This is a genomic window from Halopseudomonas sp. MFKK-1 (genome assembly GCF_027474385.1).
GTDB classification, from domain to species: domain Bacteria; phylum Pseudomonadota; class Gammaproteobacteria; order Pseudomonadales; family Pseudomonadaceae; genus Halopseudomonas; species Halopseudomonas aestusnigri.
In genome coordinates this window covers 1,971,493-1,991,051 of record NZ_CP114836.1, presented here as the reverse complement: position 1 = coordinate 1,991,051, position 19,559 = coordinate 1,971,493, and the positions used below count along the sequence as shown (strand labels likewise).

18 protein-coding genes are annotated in these 19,559 nt (G+C 61.6%); 5 read left to right on the top strand and 13 right to left on the bottom strand.

What is annotated here, in order from left to right; translation table 11 throughout:
* Positions 1 to 193: 193 nt before the first annotated feature.
* Positions 194 to 1,807 carry an L-aspartate oxidase gene (nadB, locus tag O5O48_RS09330; protein ID WP_269686840.1) on the top strand — a complete coding sequence of 538 codons (1,614 nt, stop codon included), beginning with the start codon at positions 194 to 196 and terminating at the stop codon, positions 1,805 to 1,807.
* On the opposite strand, the gene O5O48_RS09325 is transcribed toward nadB, so the two are convergent.
* Positions 1,776 to 2,228, bottom strand: coding sequence for a hypothetical protein (locus O5O48_RS09325; RefSeq protein ID WP_088273337.1), 453 nt, complete (start codon positions 2,226 to 2,228; stop codon positions 1,776 to 1,778). The two genes, nadB and O5O48_RS09325, sit on opposite strands and share 32 nt — an antisense overlap.
* Positions 2,212 to 2,466: an FAD assembly factor SdhE gene (locus tag O5O48_RS09320; protein WP_088273335.1), complete on the bottom strand. Its 255-nt coding sequence runs from the start codon at positions 2,464 to 2,466 to the stop codon at positions 2,212 to 2,214. The genes O5O48_RS09325 and O5O48_RS09320 overlap by 17 nt, the downstream gene beginning before the upstream one ends.
* Positions 2,467 to 2,660: 194 nt before the next feature.
* Between O5O48_RS09320 and ygfZ the strand changes: the two genes are divergently transcribed.
* Positions 2,661 to 3,581, top strand: coding sequence for a CAF17-like 4Fe-4S cluster assembly/insertion protein YgfZ (gene ygfZ / locus O5O48_RS09315; protein WP_228245353.1), 921 nt, complete (start codon positions 2,661 to 2,663; stop codon positions 3,579 to 3,581).
* A 21-nt stretch (positions 3,582 to 3,602) separates the two neighbouring features.
* Positions 3,603 to 4,436, top strand: coding sequence for an HDOD domain-containing protein (locus tag O5O48_RS09310; RefSeq protein ID WP_269686839.1), 834 nt, complete (start codon positions 3,603 to 3,605; stop codon positions 4,434 to 4,436).
* 24 nt (positions 4,437 to 4,460) lie between these two features.
* On the opposite strand, the gene O5O48_RS09305 is transcribed toward O5O48_RS09310, so the two are convergent.
* From O5O48_RS09305 to O5O48_RS09260, 10 genes are all read right to left on the bottom strand, one after another.
* Complete coding sequence (locus O5O48_RS09305; protein WP_269686838.1) at positions 4,461 to 5,276, bottom strand: enoyl-CoA hydratase; 816 nt, start codon at positions 5,274 to 5,276, stop codon at positions 4,461 to 4,463.
* A gap of 27 nt (positions 5,277 to 5,303) precedes the next feature.
* Complete coding sequence (gene ung, locus O5O48_RS09300) at positions 5,304 to 5,999, bottom strand: uracil-DNA glycosylase (RefSeq protein WP_269686837.1); 696 nt, start codon at positions 5,997 to 5,999, stop codon at positions 5,304 to 5,306.
* A gap of 3 nt (positions 6,000 to 6,002) precedes the next feature.
* Entirely contained in the window at positions 6,003 to 6,332 is a 330-nt protein-coding gene (locus tag O5O48_RS09295) for a hypothetical protein (RefSeq protein WP_228245111.1), read from the bottom strand.
* 12 nt (positions 6,333 to 6,344) lie between these two features.
* Positions 6,345 to 7,625, bottom strand: coding sequence for a flavohemoglobin expression-modulating QEGLA motif protein (locus O5O48_RS09290; RefSeq protein WP_228245110.1), 1,281 nt, complete (start codon positions 7,623 to 7,625; stop codon positions 6,345 to 6,347).
* 173 nt (positions 7,626 to 7,798) lie between these two features.
* Entirely contained in the window at positions 7,799 to 9,304 is a 1,506-nt protein-coding gene (lysS, locus tag O5O48_RS09285; RefSeq protein ID WP_269686836.1) for a lysine--tRNA ligase, read from the bottom strand.
* Between the two features lie 79 nt (positions 9,305 to 9,383).
* A protein-coding gene (prfB, locus tag O5O48_RS09280) for a peptide chain release factor 2 (RefSeq protein WP_228245108.1) occupies positions 9,384 to 10,479 on the bottom strand; the annotation gives its coding sequence in 2 pieces (ribosomal slippage) (positions 9,384 to 10,406 and positions 10,408 to 10,479; 1,095 coding nt in all).
* A 63-nt stretch (positions 10,480 to 10,542) separates the two neighbouring features.
* A complete protein-coding gene (locus tag O5O48_RS09275; RefSeq protein ID WP_088273324.1) occupies positions 10,543 to 10,959 on the bottom strand; it encodes a hypothetical protein in 417 nt (138 codons plus the stop codon).
* Between the two features lie 26 nt (positions 10,960 to 10,985).
* Positions 10,986 to 13,247, bottom strand: coding sequence for a putative bifunctional diguanylate cyclase/phosphodiesterase (locus O5O48_RS09270; protein ID WP_269686835.1), 2,262 nt, complete (start codon positions 13,245 to 13,247; stop codon positions 10,986 to 10,988).
* 124 nt (positions 13,248 to 13,371) lie between these two features.
* Positions 13,372 to 15,102 carry a single-stranded-DNA-specific exonuclease RecJ gene (gene recJ / locus O5O48_RS09265; RefSeq protein ID WP_269686834.1) on the bottom strand — a complete coding sequence of 577 codons (1,731 nt, stop codon included), beginning with the start codon at positions 15,100 to 15,102 and terminating at the stop codon, positions 13,372 to 13,374.
* Between the two features lie 4 nt (positions 15,103 to 15,106).
* The gene (locus O5O48_RS09260; protein ID WP_228245350.1) at positions 15,107 to 15,646 is read right to left on the bottom strand and encodes a YaeQ family protein; all 540 of its coding nucleotides are present in this window, start codon (positions 15,644 to 15,646) and stop codon (positions 15,107 to 15,109) included.
* A gap of 150 nt (positions 15,647 to 15,796) precedes the next feature.
* Here O5O48_RS09260 and O5O48_RS09255 point away from each other — a divergent pair, with 150 nt between their 5' ends.
* On the top strand, positions 15,797 to 17,113 hold the full coding sequence (locus tag O5O48_RS09255; protein WP_269686833.1) for a diguanylate cyclase domain-containing protein: 1,317 nt from the start codon (positions 15,797 to 15,799) through the stop codon (positions 17,111 to 17,113).
* Between the two features lie 8 nt (positions 17,114 to 17,121).
* On the opposite strand, the gene O5O48_RS09250 is transcribed toward O5O48_RS09255, so the two are convergent.
* Positions 17,122 to 18,033: a DUF808 domain-containing protein gene (locus O5O48_RS09250; protein ID WP_269686832.1), complete on the bottom strand. Its 912-nt coding sequence runs from the start codon at positions 18,031 to 18,033 to the stop codon at positions 17,122 to 17,124.
* Positions 18,034 to 18,197: 164 nt separating this feature from the next.
* Here O5O48_RS09250 and O5O48_RS09245 point away from each other — a divergent pair, with 164 nt between their 5' ends.
* A complete protein-coding gene (locus O5O48_RS09245; RefSeq protein ID WP_269686831.1) occupies positions 18,198 to 19,514 on the top strand; it encodes a methyl-accepting chemotaxis protein in 1,317 nt (438 codons plus the stop codon).
* Positions 19,515 to 19,559 lie beyond the last annotated feature (45 nt).

The window sequence follows — 19,559 nt, the reverse complement described above, 5'->3', positions numbered from 1 at the left end:
GTTCTCCCCTCACTCAGGTTCAGGACTAGGAGCACGGGCGATGTTAAAAAGTTCCCCCTTGAATGCAATAAGCCATCACTCATATCAACCGCAGTGATGTCCCAGGCACTCCCCCATGGGTGGCAGTATTGTGAGCGACTCGCCTTCTATATACTAGGCCACCTCGACGCAAGCATTGAGCGCAAAGAACGCAATGACTCAACAACGGCAATACGATGTACTGGTCATCGGCAGCGGCGCTGCCGGCCTGACTTTGGCACTGCACCTGGCAAGCGACCTGCGTGTCGCCGTGCTCAGCAAGGGGCAGCTGTCGGAAGGCTCCACGTTCTGGGCGCAAGGCGGCGTTGCTGCCGTGCTTGACGACACCGACACGGTCGATGCACATGTTCAGGATACCCTGATCGCCGGCGGCGGCTTGTGCCATGAAGATGCCGTGCGCCAGATCGTTGGCGACAGCCGCGATGCGATCGGCTGGCTGGTTGAACAGGGCGTCCCCTTCACCCGCGAACGACGCGAGGACGGCAGCGAAAGTGACGATTTTCACCTGACCCGCGAAGGCGGCCACAGCCACCGACGCATAATCCATGCAGCCGACGCCACCGGCGCCGCGATTTTCAATACGCTGCTGCAGCGCGCCCAGCAGCACGACAACATCGAACTGCTCGACAACCGCGTTGCAGTCGACCTGATCACCACCCAGAAGCTCGGCCGCGACGGCAATCAATGCCTCGGCGCCTATATCCTGAACCGCTCGACGGGCCACGTCGAAACCGTTGCAGCACGCTTCACCGTGCTGGCTACCGGCGGCGCCAGCAAGGTGTATCTGTACACCAGCAACCCCGACAGCGCCTCGGGCGATGGCATTGCCATGGCCTGGCGGGCCGGCTGCCGGGTAGCCAATATGGAATTCAATCAGTTCCACCCAACCTGCCTGTATCACCCCAAGGCCAAAAGCTTTCTGGTTACCGAGGCATTGCGAGGTGAAGGGGCGCTACTGCGTCTGCCCAACGGTGAGCGTTTCATGCCGCGCTTCGATGAGCGCGCCGAACTGGCACCGCGTGACATCGTGGCCCGGGCGATTGACCACGAGATGAAGCGTCTGGGGCTCGATTGCGTCTATCTGGATATCACCCACAAGCCGGCCGACTTCATCCGCAGCCACTTCCCGACCGTGCACGAGCGCTGCCTGGCCTTCGGTATCGACATCACCAGGGAACCGATTCCGGTGGTCCCCGCAGCGCACTACACCTGCGGCGGCGTGATGGTCGACAGCAGCGGCAGAACCGACATCGATCAGCTTTACGCCATCGGTGAAACCAGCTTTACCGGCCTGCACGGCGCCAACCGCATGGCCAGCAACTCGCTGCTCGAGTGCATCGTCTACGGCCGCGCCGCCAGTCGTGACATTCTGGAGCAGCTCGACCGCATCGCCATGCCGCAGAACCTGCCCAACTGGGACGAGAGCCAGGTGACCGACTCGGACGAGGACGTCATCATTTCGCACAACTGGGATGAGCTGCGGCGCTTTATGTGGGACTACGTGGGGATCGTACGGACATCCAAGCGCCTGCAGCGGGCCAAACACCGGGTCGACATGCTGCGCGCCGAAATTCACGAGTTCTACAGCAACTACCGGGTCAGCCGCGATCTGCTTGAGCTGCGCAACCTGGCCCTGGTGGCCGACCTGATCATCCGTTCGGCCATGCTGCGCCGTGAAAGCCGCGGCTTGCATTACACGCTGGACTTTCCGGCGCAGCTGGACGAAGCGCAGGATACTATTCTGCAGCCGCCCAGCGCTGGCGACTGAAACGCAGCCGCAGACGCAACCGCCGCAGGCTTTCCTCGGAGGCTGCGTCGGCCGGCAACACGACCGACACCGGGCACCAGCGCCCCTGCTCACGCAACCGAACGACCGTCAGCATGGCACTTACATAGGTATCGCCAAGCAGCCGGGCAGTGACCTCCGAGCCATCACGCCGCAGAATGTGCCAACCGTCGCTGTCAAAGCGCAGACCGGTTACCGAGTGCGGGTGACTCAGGCTGATCTGACGCGGCCAGACCCAGCTGCAGTAACAGGCGACCAGCAACAGACAAAGCAGACTCGGCCAAAGGGGCAGCGCGCTTTGCAACACACCGACACAGGCCAGCAAGCCCATCAACATCAGGGCCAGCGCCAGCCAGCGTGAAGGCTGGCGACGCAGCAAAAGGTATTCAGTCGGGCTGTACACGATCGAGAATCATCTCCACGATGCGCTGCAAATCCGGGTCCTCCGGCTTGCTGCGCTGCATGAACCAGCCGAACATATCCTGATCCTCACATTCCAGCAGCTTCTGATAACGCTGCTTATCGGCTGCCTCCAGCGTCGGATACGCTTCCTGCAGGAAGGGCACCAGCAATACATCCAGCTCCAGCATGCCGCGACGGCTATGCCAGAACAAGCGCTTCATTTCTATATCGGCCGACATCGGCAACTCCACAGTGAGGATTGAACTGCTCGGTAAAAACCGCATTATAACGTCAGGCAACGCCTGACAAGCACCTGCCATGGCCCCTATGATGTACCACCTGAACCATTGGAACAACGACAGGCATGACTCAACTACCCGACCTCGCCGCTCGTTTTACTGACGACCGGGCAGACTGCGCCACCTGCATCAGCATGCTGAGCCACGAAGGCATTATCGCCGTTGAAGGCGTCGATACCGACAAGTTTCTCCAGGGCCAGCTCACCTGCGACCTGAAATCCGTCACCGGCACCACTGCCACCCTGGGTGCTCGCTGTAACCCCAAGGGCAGAATGCAGTCGAGTTTTTACCTGTGGCGAACGGATCAGGGCGTCATGCTGGGCCTTGATCGCCAGTTGATCGCCGCACAGCTCGCCGATCTCGGCAAGTACGCCGTCTTCTACAAATGCGAACTGAGCGACCAGAGTGACAACCGGGTCGGCTTCGGTATCTGGGGCGAAGCCGCCGATGCGGCCCTGCAGAGCTGTGGCCTCGACATGCCAGCCAATGGCACGGTGGCGCACAAGGATGACCTGTTTGCCATCGGCCTGCCTGGCGGCGCCTGCGTCCTGTGGGTGCCGACCGAGCAAGCCGAGTATCTGCTGGACACCCTGTGCCAGCATGCCGATCCGGTCAGCCTGAACCAATGGCAGCTGCAGCGCATTCGCAGCGGGGTCGGCCAGGTCAGCGACGAAACCCGGGAGCACTTTATCCCGCAAATGCTCAACCTTCAGCAGCTCGGCGGTGTAAGTTTCCGCAAGGGCTGCTATACCGGTCAGGAAATCGTGGCGCGCATGCAGTACCTGGGCAAGCTGAAACGCCGCATGTACCGTCTGCTGATGGCCGGAGAAGCACCGCCCTCGCCCGGTACCGAGATCGTCGACCGCGAGAGCGGCAAGGCGGTTGGAGAGGTCGTCATGGCCGCCCGCAGCCATAAGGCCATTGAAATGCTGGCTGTTGTTCAGAAAGATGCGGCACAATTGACCACATTGAGTGCAGGCGATAGCGACGGACCACTGATCAGCCTTGCCGACCTGCCCTATGAACGCGAACTCACCAGCGCAGAAGCCGAATAACAGAGAAACAAGGGACACGAGATGACAGATCTTGCCCAGCGCGTCCAGGACGAGCTGATACAGGCCATCGAGAAAGACCAACTGGTGCTGCCCACACTGCCGGAAGTCGCCCTGCGAGTACGCGAGGCAGCTGAGGATCCGGATGTCAGCATTCCCCACCTGGTGAAGGAAATCAGCAACGACGCGGCCCTCAGCGCCCGACTGATCAAGGTCGTCAACAGCCCGCTGCTGCGCAGTCGTCAGGAAATCACTGATCTGGCCATGGCAGTCAACCGCATGGGCATTACCTACACCGCCAACCTGGCAACCGGTTTGGCGATGTCACAAATGTTCCAGGCGACCTCCGACGTCATTGATCGCAAGATGCGTGAGGTCTGGACCCGCAGTACCGAAGTGGCAGGCATCAGCCACGTTCTCTGCCGTCACTACACCAAACTCAAGCCCGACCAGGCCACGCTTGCCGGCCTGGTGCACCAGATTGGCGTGCTGCCGATTCTGTCGTATGCCGAGGAAAACTCGCAGTTGCTGCGCGACTCCATCAGTCTCAATCTGGTCATTGACCGCATCCATCCGGTTCTCGGGGATCGCATCCTGCAGGCCTGGGACTTTCCGGCACCACTGCGTCACGTGCCCTCGGGGCACCTGGACTTTCAGCGCAACTCGTCCAGCGTCGATTACGCCGACATTGTTCAGGTCGCCATGCTGCAGTCACTGGCAGGCACTCAGCATCCCTATGCACTGATGGACTGGAGCACGATCCCCTCCTTCGCCAAGCTGGGGCTGGATCCGGCAGGCGAGCAGGAAGACGAAGACCTGTCAGCCGAAATGGAAGCCGCCATGCAGCTGCTGGCCTGAGCCAGCAGCAGTGCGAGCCTCCGGTTACCGCCGCGTCCACTGCGGCGGTCGCTTCTCCAGAAAGGCATTTACGCCCTCTACCGTATCCTCCAGCTCGAACAGATCGACGAAGCGCTCGCGCTCACGCGCCAGCAGGGTATTGATCGGCTGATCTCTGCCCCCTTGAATCAGTTCCTTGCAGTAACGCACAGCCGCCGGACTCTGCCGTGCAACCTGCGCCGCCAGGTGCAACGCCACGCCCAGTGCCTGCCCCTGCTCAACACATTCCTCGACCAGACCGATGCGCTCGGCACGCACTCCATCGACCCGCTCGCCGCACAGGATCATGCGCTTGGCCCAGCCCTCTCCAACCAGCCAGGAGAGCGCCTGAGTGCCTCCCGCGCAGGGCAGCAAGCCGACGCCCGCCTCCGGCAGCGCCATCTGCGCCTGCCGCTCGGCGATGCGAATATCGCAGGCCAGAGCGCACTCCAGCCCACCCCCCATCGCGTAACCGTTGATGGCAGCAATGGTGACCCCGGAAAAGTCGCGCAGCGCCTCAAATGCCAGGCCGAACAACCGCGCCATCTCCCGGGCGCGGGCAGGATTGCCATCGGCAAACATCTTCAGGTCGGCGCCCGCCGAAAAGAAACGCTCGCCGCGCCCGGTCAGCACCAGCGCATAGATATCCGGGTCATTGTTCAGATGCCTGAGCAGGTCCGGCAGCCCGTGCAGGGTATCGGAATCCCAGGTATTGGCCGGCGGGTTGTCGATGGTGACCAGCGCCGTATGGCCGGCCTTTTGTACCACCAGCTTGTCGGTGCGCGGCACCAGCGCGGTATAGGGTTGCAGAGCATGTTCCATGACAATCTCCAGCAGTCGTCAGGCAAGTTACCGGGGAGGGTCTGGCAAGCTCCAGTCGATGGGTGCCAGTCCGTTACTGACAAGATAGTCGTTCGCTGCGGAAAAGTGGCCGTTGCCGATGAAGCCACGATGGGCGGACAGCGGCGAAGGGTGCACCGAGGTCAGCACACAGTGCCGGGTTCGATCAATCTGCTCACCCTTGCGCTGGGCGTAGCTGCCCCACAGCAGAAAGACACAGTGTTCGCAGCGCTCATTGACGAGTTCGATCACCCTCGAGGTGAAACGTTCCCAACCCCGCCTAGCGTGCGACCCGGCGTGCCCCTGCTCGACCGTCAGCACTGCATTGAGCAGCAACACGCCCTGCTCTGCCCATGACTGCAGGCAGCCATGCTGCGGTATTGGCAGGCCAAGATCGCGATTGATTTCCTTGAAGATATTCTGCAGCGACGGCGGCGTACGCACGCCCGGCGGCACCGAGAAGCTCAAACCGTGCGCCTGCCCGGGGCCGTGATACGGGTCCTGCCCGATAATCACCACCCGTACCTTGTCCAGCGGCGTTGAATTGAGCGCATTGAAGATCAGCGCACCCGGCGGAAAGATCGCCTTGCCCGCCGCCTTTTCGGCCTGCAGAAAATCGCGCAGCTGCTGCATGTAGGGCTGCGCGAACTCGCCCTGAAGGGCATCAAGCCAGTCTGGCTTCAACTGCACTGCCCGTTCCGTCATGGGTTACTCCGCCAGCGGTACCGCCTGATTGACGCAGCGGACCACGCGATCACGGCTATCCCTGAGCACCCCGGAAAGGCCGTTCATATTGCTGGCGTGCAGCACCAGAATGCCGTCGACACATTCGGCCTCGTGCTTGGCCGGATTACGGCGCAGACTGCCCGCCTCCTCCGAACCGACCGTTACCACCCGATAGTCGGCAAGCTCCAGCCCTTCCTCCGGGTTGACGATATTCAGATAGCCGTACAAATGCAGCACGGCGACCGTGGCAATCACGGTGATAATGGCCGTGAGAATGATCGGCAGCTTGTTGATTTCCTGCGCTTGCGACATCGGTTGCTCCAATTACAGAATGTTGGCGTAGTCGGCTTCGACTCGATCCAGACTGAGGTTGTTCAAAAACCCCGAAAAGCACATCCAGGCGCTCAGGGCGTTGAGGTCGGCAAAGGGCGCCGGCAGGTAGCGCGGCGGCACAACCAGCCCTTCGTCCACCAGTTGCCCCAGGGTACGCATATCCTCCAGCGTGGTCTTGCCGCAGAACAACAGCGGAATCTGCTGCAGTTTGCCCTTGCGCACCGCCAGCTGGATATAGTTGTAGGTCAGGATAAATCCCTTCAGATAAACCAGATCCTTGGTGAACGGCAGACCGTTGCTGGCCGAGCCACGGAATACACGACTGGTATTGTTGTAGCTGTCGTCACGGGAATAGCCTTCGTCCCGATAGAACTGAAAGACATCAAGAAAATCACCACCGGTCTCGGCAATCTGAATCGCCCGGGTACGGTCGGTCAGCTTGCGCAGGCGTGCCGGATAGGAGTTGAACGTCAGGACCTCCATCAGAATGGCCAGACCTTCCTGGGTCACCGTGGACGACGGCGGCCCCTTGGCCAGGAAGGTACAGATCGGCTGGTGCTGGCCGTTGAGACTGGTCGCCACATGCACCATCCCCTCGTGCACAGCCAGAATGTTCAGGTCACGCTGGTTGAACATCGCATCGCTGCGGATCTTGATGTAGTCGGCACCCGCGGCGGCATCAGCGACGATACCGTCGGACTCGAACACGCGCACCGCCTGGTCGTCCGGGAACGCCTCGTTCATGCGTGCCTGCAGAATCTGCACCGCGTCGGGTGCCGCGATGGTTTTCGGGTCGCGCGCCAGTTCGGTACGGGCAATGTTCTTCAGCGACTCGCTGAGCATGATGCCCAGGTCGGTCAAGGTCGGATCGCCGGCGTGAAAAGCGTCCGATGCCGCGCCATAGAGCTCCTGCGAGATCAGTCCAAAATCCTGGGTACCGCGTGCCTCCAGCATGCGGATGACCATGCGGTATTCCCGGCACATGCGCCGCATGATCTGGCCAACCGGGTTGAAGCTGCCCAGCTGGCGAGTGATATCACGCTCGATATCCTGAAAAATCTGCCGCCGTTCAGCCGGATCAAAGCTCAGCGGACGCTGGGCGTAATAGTCCGCATTGACATCAGGCAGCGCCTTGCAGCGCTTCTTGAGGAAGGTGTCACGGATACTGTCGTCCCACTTGATGGCATCCAGCACCCGAATCGGCGCCTGCGCCTCGACAATCCGATCAGACAGACTGCGGATGACCAGCTGATACTGCTCACTCTGTTTCACGGGGGTGGCTCCCTTTGGTCGCAGCTTCAAGCCTTAAGCCGCAAGCTACAAGCTACAAGCTGTCCGTGCATTCACGCAATCTCGCGGACTACGCGGACAATCTGATGCTCATCATAGTCCTGGACAGCACGAACTACTTGCCGCTTGAAGCTTGCAGCTGGCGGCGAAGCCGCCTATACCGTTTCTGGCCGCATGTGCGGGAACAGGATGACGTCGCGGATCGACGGCGAGTTGGTCAGCAGCATGACCAGGCGGTCGATACCGATCCCTTCACCGGCGGTCGGCGGCATGCCGTATTCCAGCGCGCGCACGAAGTCGGCGTCGTAGTGCATGGCCTCATCATCACCGGCGTCCTTTTCGGCCACCTGGGCGAGGAAGCGTTCGGCCTGGTCTTCGGCGTCGTTAAGCTCCGAGTAGGCGTTGGCGATCTCGCGGCCACCGATAAACAGCTCGAAACGATCGGTGACGTTCGGGTTGTCGTCATTGCGGCGCGCCAGCGGCGAGACTTCGAACGGGTATTCGGTGATGAAGTGCGGCTGCTCCAGCTTGTGCTCGACCAGCTCCTCGAAAATCATTACCTGCAGCTTGCCCAGCCCCTCGTGACCAAGCACCTTGGCGCCGGCCTTCTTGGCGATGGCGCGGGCTTTTTCGACGTCATTGAGATCGTCGGCGGTTATCTCCGGGTTGTACTTGAGAATGGAGTCATACACCGACAGACGCACGAAGGGCTCGCCGAAGTGGAAGACCTTGTCTCCGTAGGGCACGTCGGTGGTGCCGAGCACCGCCTGCGCCAGCTCGCGGAACAGCTCTTCGGTCAGGTCCATGTTGTCGCGGTAGTCTGCGTAGGCCTGATAGAACTCGAGCATGGTGAACTCGGGGTTATGACGGGTCGAGACACCTTCATTGCGGAAGTTGCGGTTGATCTCGAACACCTTCTCGAAGCCGCCAACTACCAGACGCTTGAGGTACAGTTCCGGCGCGATGCGCAGGAACATCGGCATGTCCAGGGCGTTGTGATGGGTCTCAAATGGCTTGGCCGCCGCGCCACCCGGAATGGTCTGCAGCATCGGAGTTTCGACTTCCAGGAAGCCGCGGTCGTTGAGGAACCGACGGATATGCGCGATCACCTGTGAACGCACGCGGAAGGTATGACGCGCTTCCTCGTTGACAATCAGGTCAACGTAGCGCTGACGGTAGCGCTGCTCGGTATCGGTCAGACCGTGGTGCTTGTCCGGCAGCGGGCGCAGTGACTTGGTCAGCAGACGCACGTCCTTCATATGTACATAGAGATCGCCCTTGCCGGAGCGCGCCAGAGTGCCTTCAGCGGCGATGATGTCACCCAGATCCCAGGTCTTGATCGCTTCCAGGGTCTCGGCCGGCAGCCCCTTGCGGTCAACATAGACCTGCAGACGGCCGGAACTGTCCTGCAGCACCATAAAGGCGCCGCGGTTGAGCATGATGCGTCCGGCGATCTTGACCGGGATTGCCGCTGCTTCCAGCTCTTCCTTGCTCTTGCCCTCGTAGGCCTTCTGCAGGTCGGCGCACAGGCTGTCGCGGCGGAAGTCGTTGGGGAAGGCGATACCCTGTTCGCGAGCAGCGGCCAGTTTGGCCTTGCGCTGGGCGATCAGCTGATTCTCTTCCTCGTGATGGGCTTGCAGGTCTTGCGGCTGGTCGGTCATGTCAGTGAAATCCCGGAAAAATCAATTCGGTTAGCGGCCCGCAGCGCGGGCCTCGGCGGATTGCCGTGCGGCGCTCGGCTTACAGGCCCTGTTTCAGGCTGGCCTCGATAAACTCGTCGAGATCGCCGTCAAGTACCGCGTTGCAGTTGCTGTTCTCGATACCGGTGCGCAAATCCTTGATGCGCGACTGGTCGAGCACATAGGAGCGAATCTGGTGGCCCCAGCCGATGTCGGACTTGGTGTCTTCCAGCGCCTGCGCAGCCTCGGTACGTTTCATCATTTCCAGTTCGTACAACTTGGCCCGCAACATCTTCATTGCGTGGTCCTTGTTGGCGTGCTGCGAACGCTGATTCTGGCAGCTGACCACGGTGTTGGTCGGGATATGGGTAATCCGTACCGCCGAGTCGGTGGTGTTAACGTGCTGACCACCCGCCCCGGACGAGCGATAGGTATCCACCCGCAGATCCGCCGGGTTGATATCGATTTCGATATCGTCGTCGATCTCGGGTGCAGCAAAAACCGCAGAGAACGACGTATGACGACGGTTGCCGGAGTCGAACGGGCTCTTGCGCACCAGTCGATGCACGCCAATCTCGGTACGCAGCCAACCAAAGGCGTATTCACCGCGTACGTGAACGGTCGCACTCTTGATGCCGGCGACTTCGCCCTCGGACAGTTCAACGATTTCGGCATCGAAGCCATGCTGATCGGCCCAGCGCAGGTACATGCGCAGCAGAATGTTGGCCCAGTCCTGCGCTTCGGTCCCACCGGAACCGGCCTGAATATCCAGGTAGCAGTTGTTGGCGTCCATCTCACCACTGAACATGCGGCGGAATTCGAGCTTCTCAAGCGACTCTTGCAGACGCTGCAACTCGCTCACCACATCATCCACCGCGCCCTGGTCGCCCTCTTCGGCGGCCATTTCCAGCAATTCGCCGGCATCCGCCAGGCCGCTGCTCATTTCATCCAGGGTTTCAACGATCTGCGCCAGTGCAGCGCGTTCACGCCCCAGGTTCTGGGCGCGCTCCGGGTCGTTCCAGACACCGGGATCTTCCAGCTCACGCTCTACTTCGGTCAGACGATCACGCTTGTGATCGTAGTCAAAGATACCCCCTGATGGTTTCAGAGCGGCTTCTCAGGTCTTTGATGGTGTTCAGAATCGGATTGATTTCCATGGTGACGAATCCCGGCAGGAAAAAGCCGCCATTGTAGCGGAATTCAGTCGCCGCGTGCAGCCGTCATGCCCGCTGAGCAAAGGCCCGCAGATAAACCAGCGTGCCCAGGCCCCAGAGCGCATTGAGGATGAATCCGATGGCGAAGCGCGGCGCGAACAGCTGCCAGTCCAGACCATAGCCCTTGAGTGGAAATACCAGCAACAGGGCAACCAGAGTCAGCACGATCCCGCCAAACAGGGCCGCCTTGAGCCAGACCAGCGGCTTGCCCATGCGCGCCAGCGCCAGCACCAGAACAATCCCCCAGATACCACCCCAGAATGCCGAGGACACCACAGAGGGCACTGCCAGTGGCGCAACCGGCTCGAGGGAAAACGCAGGGAAAGGCACCACCCCGGCGGCATGCAGCAGCGCCAGTGCAGGCTGATGAAAGCTGAATACCGCAAGAAATCCGGCAATGAACGCAAGCACCCCGTGACGCATGAGACCCCCACTCGATACGCTGAACGTTACAGCACTATAGCAGCCTGATGATCAGCCGCGTTGACGGCAGGCGGCTTGAGCGACAGCCGCTCCAGAACCGGATAGATATCCAGCGCCGACTGCGGCCGACTGAACCAGAAGCCCTGCACGAAGTTGCAGCCCTCGTTGTGCAGAAAATCCATCTGCTCCGGGGTCTCGATCCCTTCGGCGATGACGTCCATATCCAGCCCTCGCCCCAGGCCGATGATGGCGCGGCTGATCGCCTTGAGGCGCTCATCGTCAGGCGCCCGGGTAATAAAGCTCTTGTCGACCTTGATAATGTGCAACGGGTAGCGATGCAGATACCCGAGCGAAGAGAAGCCGGTACCAAAGTCATCCAGCGCAATGCGGATCCCCATGCTCTCCAGCTCCCGCAGGGCGGCCAGGGTATCGGGGACGTCGCGCATCAGCAGGCTCTCGGTGATTTCCAGCACCAGGCTGGACGGCGGCAACCCGGTTTCCCGCAGGATTTGCGCCACCCGATTGGGAAAGCCCTGTTCCTGCAACTGCCGGCTGGACAGGTTGACCGAGCAGCGCAGGGTGCTGAGCCCTTGTTGCTGCCACTGACGCACCTGGGCACAGGCCTGTTGCAGGACCCATTCACCCACCTCGACAATCTCGCCCGACTCTTCCAGAACCGGAATAAATTCGTCCGGAGACACCAGCCGCGCGCCCTGCCGCCAGCGCAGCAATGCTTCAACACCGACAGCATGGGCACGTCCGGCGGAAACCTGCACGATGGGCTGATAGAACAGCTCGAACTGACGCTGCGCCAGTGCCTCGCTGAGTGCGTTTTCAAGATTCAGGCGCTGATTCACCTCTTCCTGCAGCGCCTCGCTGTAGAGCGCCAGCTGCGACTTGCCGAACGCCTTGGCCCGATACAGGGCAAGATCCGCCTCGCGCAGCACATCCTGCTGGCCACCATGGCCCTTGAGAGGAGCCACGCCGATACTGACGCTGACCGACAAGCGCCGAGAGGCCGCGATGATCGGGTACTGCAATGCGTGCATGATGCGCTTCGCCACCACTTCCGCATCGCCGGCCACGGCCATGTCATCCAGCAACACCACAAATTCATCACCACCAAAGCGCGCCAGGTGATCGCCCGGGCGCAGGCAGCGCTCAATCCGCTTGGCGACCTGAATCAGCACCTGATCACCGACCTGGTGTCCAAGGCTGTCATTGATCAGTTTGAAGCGATCCAGGTCGATAAACAGCACCGCCGCATGACGTGCCCCCGGCTTGGCCTGACGCTGCAGCGCCTGGGTCAGCAGCTGGCTGACCTGCTGCCGGTTGGGCAACCCGGTCAACTCGTCATGCAACACCATGTGCGCCAGCTCCTGCTCGGTCTGCTTGCGCTGGCTGATATCGGTCAGCGACCCGGCCAGCAGGTGCTCGCCGTGCAGATCGGTGGCCGCTACGCCACGGATCATTACCCAGAGCAGGCGCCCCCAGCTGTCACGCATTTCGCACTCGACATGCAGATACGGCTGACGACCATCAAGGTGCGACTGTACCGCCGCAAGGAACCCGCCGCGCTGCAGCTCGGGAATCAAGGCCGCCCAGTCAACCAGGGTACGTGGAGCACGCCCCGCGTCGAGCCCGAGCATGGCCAGCCAGCGCTCCGATACATGCAGCCGATCGTCCTCGACATGCCACTCCCAGAGCCCGTCACTGGCGCCCTGAACAGCGCGGGCATAGCGATCCTCACTCGCCTGCAGCGCCATCTTGCCGGCACTGGAGTAGGTATCGACGGTCAGACTGAGATCAAAGAAGGCAACCTTCAGCAGACAGCCATAGAGCTGTTCGGCCAGCTTCGGTTCATCACGCCACTGACGGTTGATGGCCCGATGCATGAAATCAAGATAGAAGTGAAAGGCCGCCAGATACCACTTGAGATCCACGCCCAGGCGCTCATGGGTCAGCCCCACCAGCAGGCGCAGACGCACGTACTGCAGGTCATACGGGCCACGCAGCAGTTGCCGGAAGTAGGTTTGCTGCTGCCCCTTCAGCGCAGTCAGGCGGCCGGGATGGGAAAGCAACCTGGCCGGCTCGTCAAACTGTTCCAGATGCTGGAGCAGCGCCTCGATACATTCCGCATGCAAATGATCGAGCGTCGGCAGGTGGGCGCCCAGGCAGTCGAACCCGGTGTCATTAATCAGCAGCAGGCGCAGCCGTTGCCTCACCTCATTGGGGTTCAGCCCAAGGTGACGCTGCATATTCAGCAATTGCTGCTTCAGGTCCGGCACGTCCTTGCCCCCAAGCGCGCCCGACTTATCCTCGGGCAAAAAGAATGGTGATGCATTTGTGATCTCTGTATCACTGCATGAAAACCAAAAGCGCCCGGCAGGTCAATCCCCTGAATACGTCAATCTAGACGTCGCTGACCGGTTCGAGATGACGAACCATCAGCTGCAGGCTCTGACGCCCGCGAAATTCGTTGATATCCAGCGTGTAGGCCAGCAGCACCCGACTGACGGATGCATTGGGCCAGCACTGCGGGTCAATGTTGAAGGCAATCGCATCAAGAGGCTGCGCAGTGCCCGGCACACGCAATACCAGCTTGAGGTGCCGTTCGCCGACCAGCCGTTGCTGCAGCACCTGAAACTCGCCATGAAACAGCGGCTCGGGGAAATGCTGCCCCCAGGGCCCGGCTTCGCGCAGGGAGGCGGCGATATCCATCGACAGATCACTGGACTGCAGCTCGCCATCGGAGAGCAGCCGCCCGGTCAGATCCTCAGCCTGCAGCTGACGTCGCACTTCAGCATCAAAGGCCGCGGCAAAGGCCGGAAAATCCGGCTCACGCAGTGACAATCCGGCCGCCATGGCGTGACCACCAAACTTGCTGATCAGCTCGGGGTGACGCGCCGCGACCGCGTCCAGTGCATCACGGATATGCAGCCCGTTAACCGAACGCGCCGAGCCCTTGACCATACCATCTCCTGCATCGGCAAAGGCGATTACCGGGCGATGAAAGCGGTCTTTCAGGCGCGAGGCCAGAATGCCGATCACCCCCTGATGCCATTCCGGGTCGTACAGACACAGCCCGAACGGCAGCGCAGTTTCGTCCAGCTGCATGCTTTCCAGGGTCTTCAGCGCCTGCTGCTGCATGTCGCGCTCGATTGCCTTGCGGTCACGGTTGAGTGCGTCCAGTTCACGAGCCATATCCAGCGCCAGCGACTCGCTGTCAGTCAGCAGGCATTCGATACCCAGACTCATGTCGTCCAGCCGACCGGCCGCGTTCAGACGCGGGCCAACAATAAAGCCGAGATCGGTCGATACCAGCCGCTCGCGCGGGCGCCCGGCCACCTCCAGCAGCGCGCGAATCCCCGGGCGGCAGCGCCCGGCACGAATGCGCGCCAGCCCCTGATGCACCAGAATGCGGTTATTGGCATCCAGCGGCACCACATCCGCCACCGTACCAAGCGCCACCAGATCCAGCAGTTCGGCCAGGTTCGGCTCCGCTCGCCCGGTTTCGGCAAACCAGCCACTGTCACGCAGCGCCGCCCGCAGCGCCAGCATGACGTAAAAAATCACCCCGACGCCGGCCATCGCCTTACTGACAAAGCCACAACCGGGCTGGCTCGGATTGACGATGGCATCGGCTGCCGGCAGCTGTTCGCCGGGCAAGTGATGATCCGTCACCACGACCTGCAACCCGGCCGCCTTGGCGGCAGCAACGCCGTCGATGCTGGAGATGCCGTTGTCGACTGTAACCAGAACCTGCGGCGAGCGGGTCAGCGCTACTTCAACAATTTCCGGCGTCAGACCATAGCCGTACTCGAAGCGGTTGGGCACCAGATAGTCGACCTGCGCCGCACCCAGCATGCGCAACGCCAGCACGGCAACGCTGCTGGCCGTGGCGCCGTCGGCGTCGAAGTCACCCACAATCAGGATCGACTGGCGCGAACGCAGCGCCTGCTCCAGCACCGCGACCGCCCGATCAATACCGAGCAGGCCGTTAAACGGCAACAGAGCCTGCAACCTCCGGTCCAGCTCTGCCTCGTTCAGCACGCCGCGGGCGGCATACAGGCGTGTAAGCAGCGGCGGCAGACTGCCCAGAGCGGGCAGCGCAGGCGGCAAGGGGCGAGTTTCTATCTGCATCGGCTCAACGCTCGCCCTGCAACCATTCGATCGGCAGCTCGTGCTGCAGATCGCCATCGCTGACGTACAGTACGCCATCGCTGATCATCACACCCCAGTCGATGCTGCGCGGCAAATCGGTAGACAGCGCCTGCAGAGGCTCCTCGGGCAGGGCCGCCACATTCAGGTTGGCCAGCGACGCGACAGCAGACAGCTGCTTGCTGATCCATACCCGAGTATTGCCATACACCAGCACCGATACCTTCTCGGCACGGCGCGAACACCAGGTCATGCGATCGGCATCGGGTTGACCAACCTCAATCCAGTGTTCGACCCGGTCATCCAGGGTTTTCAGCCACAGCGCCGGTTCATCAACATCCGACAGCCCGCGACCGAACGTCAGACGCTCGTGGTACCAGAGGGCGTAGGCCAACAGGCGAACCGCCAGCCGCTCTTCGGTCTCCGACGGGTGACGGGCAACGGTCATGCGCACGTTCTCGTACACACCCAGGTCGGTGTCGGTGATATTCAGCTGAACCTTGTAAGGGGTTGCCTGCAGGGCCATCGCAAATGTGTCCATCAGAAAAACGGGCACGCAGTGTAGCGTATTCACCCCGCCAATGCCGTGTGCAGCACAATATGGCAAAACGCCATAAAAACTGGCCAGCGATGCTGCCGAGGGTATACTTGATGCTCCCCTAAGCCACGACAGCCGATGATGCTCCTACTCCTTGTCACGCTTGCGATCATTGTCCTGCTGACCGGTGCGGCGCTCTGGCGCGAGCACCGGCGCGCAAGGACCTTTCGCCGGTTGCTGGACCTGTCCCCCAACGGTCTGCTGATCCTGGACCGCCGCCAGCGGGTACGCTGGCACAATCCTGCCGCCGCACGCCTGCTCGACCCCGCTGAGAAAACCGACCCGACCGGCCAACCGATAACCCGCTGGCTACCGATGCTCGATACGCTGCCGGCGCCGATGCAGCGCATGGAGACACTGCTGCGCAGAGGCGACCAGCAGACTCAGCAGGACTTGACCCGGCTGCCCGATATCGGTCGCCAGCGGATACTGCTGCTGCACCCGACGGCAGAGCAGCAAGCCGGCAGCGAGGCCATGGAGCGCTTCAAGCGCAGCCAGTACTTCGCCCGCATCGGCACCTGGGATTGGGATATCGGTACCGATCGACTGTACTGGTCGGAAGCCATCTACGGCATGTTTGGCTATCAACCGGGCGAAGTGACGCCTTCCTACAGCCTGTTCTGCGACAGCGTGCACCCGGAGGACCGCGAGCGGGTCAAGGCCGGCGAACAGCGCTGTATCGACACCGGCGAAAACCACGACGAGGAGTACCGGGTCATCTGGCCGGATGGCAGCGTGCACTGGGTTCGGGAAACCGGCAACGTGGTCAAGAACGAACACGGGCAGCCGGTCAAGATGATGGGTGTCGTACGCGATATCACCGAAGAAAAGCGCTCGGTTCGGGAACTGGAACAGCGCGCCCACCAGGACCCGCTGACCGGCCTGCCCAACCGGCTGATGCTGGAGCAGCGACTGTTTGAAGCCCTGACCAGGGCCAGAGCCCGGCAAACGCGTCTGGCTCTGGTGTTTATCGACCTGAACCAGTTCAAGGCAATCAACGACCAGCTCGGCCACGCCAGTGGCGACGAGGTGTTACTGACGGTTGCCCAGCGTCTGCGCAGCGCGGTGCGCAGCTCTGATATGGTCGCCAGACTGGGCGGGGACGAGTTTGTCGTCCTGCTTGAGGAGTTATCTCGCGGCAGCCGGGTAACTGACGAGGCCCACCAGATCAGCGAGAAACTGTTTGCCAGTCTCGCGCCGGTGATCACCCTGCAAGGGCGCGACTACCGTATTGGTGCCAGTCTGGGCGTTGCCCTGTTCCCCGATCATGCCGCCACCATGGACAAGCTGATCCATGCCGCCGACCTGGCCATGTACAGCGCCAAACGCAGCGGCAACAACCAGTACCGGCTGGGCGAGGACCTCAATACCCACGCCCACACCCTGACGCCCTGATACCAGATTCAGCGCCGAAGACGGCCAGCCAGCGTAATCACTCCCACCAGCAGGGCACCGGCGGCCACCCCGAAACCGGCATTGAGCAGGGTTGGCAGCAGCCCATCCAGCACGGTGCCGATGTAGGGCAGCTCCGCCGCCCGCTCGGCGCTGTCCTCGATCCAGTGATGCACTACCGACAGGCCGTGCGTCAGGATACCCCCGCCGACCATAAACATCGCAGCCGTCCCCACGACCGATAGCGTTTTCATCAGCCAGGGCGCCATATCGAGGACGCCCTGCCCGAGTCGCTGCAGCAGCGGGCTGTCCTTGCGGGTCAGCGCCAGCCCGCCGTCATCCAGTTTGACAATACCGGCAACCAGCCCGTAGACACCGATGGTCATTACCACCGCAATCCCCGCCAGTACAACCAACTGTCTGACGAAATCGGCGTCGGCTACCGTACCCAACGTGATGGCGATAATCTCGGCGGAGAGGATAAAGTCGGTGCGCACCGCGCCAGCAATCTTGGCTTTTTCCCGTTCAACCAGATCCACCTGCTCGTCCTGCAGCGCCTGCAGCGTCTGCCGGTGCTCGGCCTCGGTGTCATGCAGAAACCGGTGCGCCAGCTTTTCTGCGCCCTCGTAACAGAGAAATGCCCCGCCCAGCATCAATAGCGGCGTGATAGCCCAGGGGGCAATCGCGCTGATCAGCAGCGCCGCCGGCACCAGAATCAGCTTATTGCGAAACGAGCCCTTGGCTACGGCCCATACCACCGGCAGCTCCCGTTCGGCCCGCACACCGGCAACCTGCTGGGCGTTAAGCGCCAGATCGTCACCCAGCACGCCCGCGGTCTTCTTGGCGGCAACCTTGGTCATGACCGAGACGTCATCCAGCACTGTTGCAATATCATCCAGTAACACAAGCAGACTGCTAGCCAATTCATCCTCCTGATCAATTCGATGCACAGCGCCGAGCACAGGCCTGAGGCGCGTAAAAAAAAAACGGCCAGACGCCGGAGTATTGGTTCAAGTCCGACGCATGTCGGCCGATTCAGTTATACCCTGCAAGCACGCTCATCTATCCGCGCCACCAAGAGGTTGTCATGTTCGGAGCACGTCTCAAAGCAGAGCTTCAACGAAGTCAGCAACTGCTCGCAACCCAGTCGCACATCCTCAATGCAATCCGCAAGAACATCGCCTGGATCGAATTCACGCCAGAGGGCGAGATTCTCGATGCCAACACTGCGTTCCTGAACGTTGTCGGCTATCAGCTTGAGGAAGTGCGTGGCCGCAGGCACAGCCTGTTCTGCGCACCGGAACTGGTCAACAGTAACGAATATCGCCGCTTCTGGCAGCGTCTGGCCAGCGGCGAGAGTTTCAGTGACCGTTTTGATCGCATAGCCAAAGACGGCAAACAGGTTTGGCTGGAGGCGAGCTACATCCCGGTCATTGGCGCTAACGGCCGGGTATCGAAGGTAGTGAAACTGGCCTTTGATATCACCCGGGAAGTACAGGCCGAACAGCAACACCAGAGTCTGCTTAATGCCATCAATCGGTCAATGGCGGTGATTGAATTCACCCGGGACGGCGAGATCGTCACCGCCAATGACAACTTCCTGCGCACCATGGGGTACCGCCTGGACGAGATCAAGGGCAAGCACCACCGGATGTTCTGCAGCCCCGAAGTCGCCAGCAGCAGACAGTACGAGCAGGCCTGGCAGCACCTGAACCGGGGTGAGTTTCTCTCGGACATCTTCCAGCGCATAACCCGCAGCGGCCAGATCATCTGGTTGCGCGCCACCTACAACCCGCTCTACGACGCCAACGGCAGGCTCTACGGCTTCGTCAAGTTCGCCAGTGACATTACCGCCCAGATCGAGCGCCGCGATGCCGAGTCCGCCGCGGCCAAACTCGCCTTCGAGATCGCCGCTGAAACCGATGGCAGTGCGCGCGACGGCGCGGCAACCGTGCAGGAAGCGATCGATGTAGTGCGCTCTATCGCTGGCGATCTGGACAATGTGTCCGAACAAATCAATGCGCTGAACAGCCAGTCCGAGCGTATCAACAGCATCGTTCAGGTCATTCGCGGCATCGCCGACCAGACCAACCTGCTGGCCCTGAACGCCGCCATCGAGGCCGCCCGCGCAGGCGAGCAGGGGCGCGGTTTCGCCGTGGTCGCCGACGAAGTGCGCAACCTCGCCGCGCGCACCGCCCAGGCCACCCTGGAGATCAACGAGGTGGTGCAGCAGAACATGGAGCTGGCCCATCGCGCGGTCGACGGCATGGCCGGCAGCCGCAGCAAGTCGGAACAGGGCGTGGTGCTGGCCAACCGGGCCGGCGAGGTGATGCTGGAGATCCGCGACGAGGCGCAGCGGGTGGTCGATGCCATCGGCCAGTTTGCAGAGGCGATCAAGCACTGAGCAGCGTTCCGCGGCCGCCGCCTTTGCCCTACACTGGCGGCCCAG